Below are 1,528 nucleotides of genomic sequence, written 5' to 3'. Positions count from 1 at the left end.
GGGTGGTGCTGCTGCCCCCCCTTCTTGCGGGCGGCCCCCGAGGCGGACAGCAGCGACTCCAGCGCGGCCAGCACGGCGACCGCCACAGCCGGGGCGAGGAGCGTGCCCAGCGATGCGGGGTCCAGGAAGCCGAGCGAGGGTGCGGGCAGGCCGAAGGGCAGATCGCCGATCGGCTGGGCCGCGTCCAGGTGGGCGAGCTGCGCGACGACCGTCGCGGCGATCACGGCCAGGATGGAGAAGGGAATGGTCGGCCGCCAGCGGGCCCCGGCCAGCATGACCGCGGCCACCGCGACCGCGAGGCCGACGGCGGTCCAGTTCGGGTGCCGGGTGAATTCCTCGAACGCCCGCCAGGCCACCACCAGCACGCGGTCGCCCTCGGGCTTGGCCACGCCGAGCGCGTTCGGGATCTGCTGGAGCCCGATCACGCAGGCGATGCCGAGTGTGAAGCCTTCCACGACTGGCGCGGGCACGTACTGCATGTACCGGCCGGCTCGCAGCGCGGCCAGTGTGACGAGCATGACGCCGGCCATGAGCCCGACGGTGAGCACCCCGGTCGGCCCGTACTCGCCGACGATCGGTACGAGCACCACCGTCATGGCCCCCGTGGGCCCGGACACCTGAAGATTCGACCCGCCGAAGATCGCGGCGAGTGCGCCCGCGACCACCGCTGTCGCCAGCCCGGCCTCGGCTCCCAGCCCGGAGGAGACGCCGAAGCCCAGCGCGAGTGGTAGGGCGACGATCGCGACGGTCAGACCGGCGAGCATGTTCCGGCGCGGATCGCTCCGCATCTGATCCAGGTCGGTACGGGTGGGCAGCAGCGCGGCGATCCGGGCCCAGGCCCGTCCGAGCCCCGTGGTTCCCGGACTCATCGCGCGGCGACCTCGGCTTCCCGCAGCTCGGCCGGCAGCTCGCTGCGACTGGCCGGCATCTCGGTAAGGATCCGGCGTGCGGCTCGCGCCAGGTCCGCGACATCGGCGCCGGCCAGTTCGTAGAGGACGCTCGAGCCGTCACGCGCCCAAGTGGCGAGGCCAAAGCGGCGCGATATCGCCAGGTGCTGCGACCGGCTGGAGGGCTCCACCTTCATGGCGGCCAGCAGTTCACGCACCGGTTTCGGCCCGTCCAGCAGCGAATCCAGCACCCTTGTCCGCACGGGTTGCCCGAGCACCCGGGGGAACTCGGCCTCGGCCTGGTACAGCGGAACAGACACGTCCCCTCGGCTTCTCCTACAACGCCCCACTCGGGGGCACGCACAGAACACTCTGCCTGCGGCTACCTGCGGGCACAGCCACCACAGCATCTAACTAATTGCGAAATTATGCAATTGGTAATCTGCTACATCAGGCAGGCGCTGACCGATCCTGGGGCCGCACCATGCCAGGGTCACAGGGCCCGGAGCCCGTGCTCCCGGAACTGCTCACGGACGCGCTCGGTCAGCTCCGGGGCGGGCGTGGCCGTCTCGCGCAGAGGGAAGGGCAGCCCGAGGGCGTCGTACTTGTGGGCGCCGAGTTTGTGGAACGGCAGGACGCCG

Annotated in this window: 2 protein-coding genes and 1 pseudogene; all 3 read right to left on the bottom strand. The window is 71.3% G+C overall.

The genetic code is table 11. The features are described 5' to 3' along the window. The coding region (locus tag ABZ281_RS48995; RefSeq protein WP_356665287.1) for a SulP family inorganic anion transporter at positions 1–869 on the bottom strand (869 nt) is incomplete at its 3' end. Then, positions 866–1,207: an ArsR family transcriptional regulator gene (locus ABZ281_RS48990; protein ID WP_356665285.1), complete on the bottom strand. Its 342-nt coding sequence runs from the start codon at positions 1,205–1,207 to the stop codon at positions 866–868. The genes ABZ281_RS48995 and ABZ281_RS48990, both read right to left, overlap by 4 nt. A 173-nt stretch (positions 1,208–1,380) precedes the next feature. Then, positions 1,381–1,528 (bottom strand): annotated as a pseudogene (locus tag ABZ281_RS48985) (pyruvate formate-lyase 1-activating enzyme); the annotation flags it as partial.

The sequence above is a fragment of the Streptomyces sp. NPDC006265 genome (assembly GCF_040613555.1).
Lineage (GTDB): Bacteria > Actinomycetota > Actinomycetes > Streptomycetales > Streptomycetaceae > Streptomyces.
Note: the sequence above shows the minus strand (reverse complement) of the source record. Positions and strands in the feature narration are given on the sequence as shown.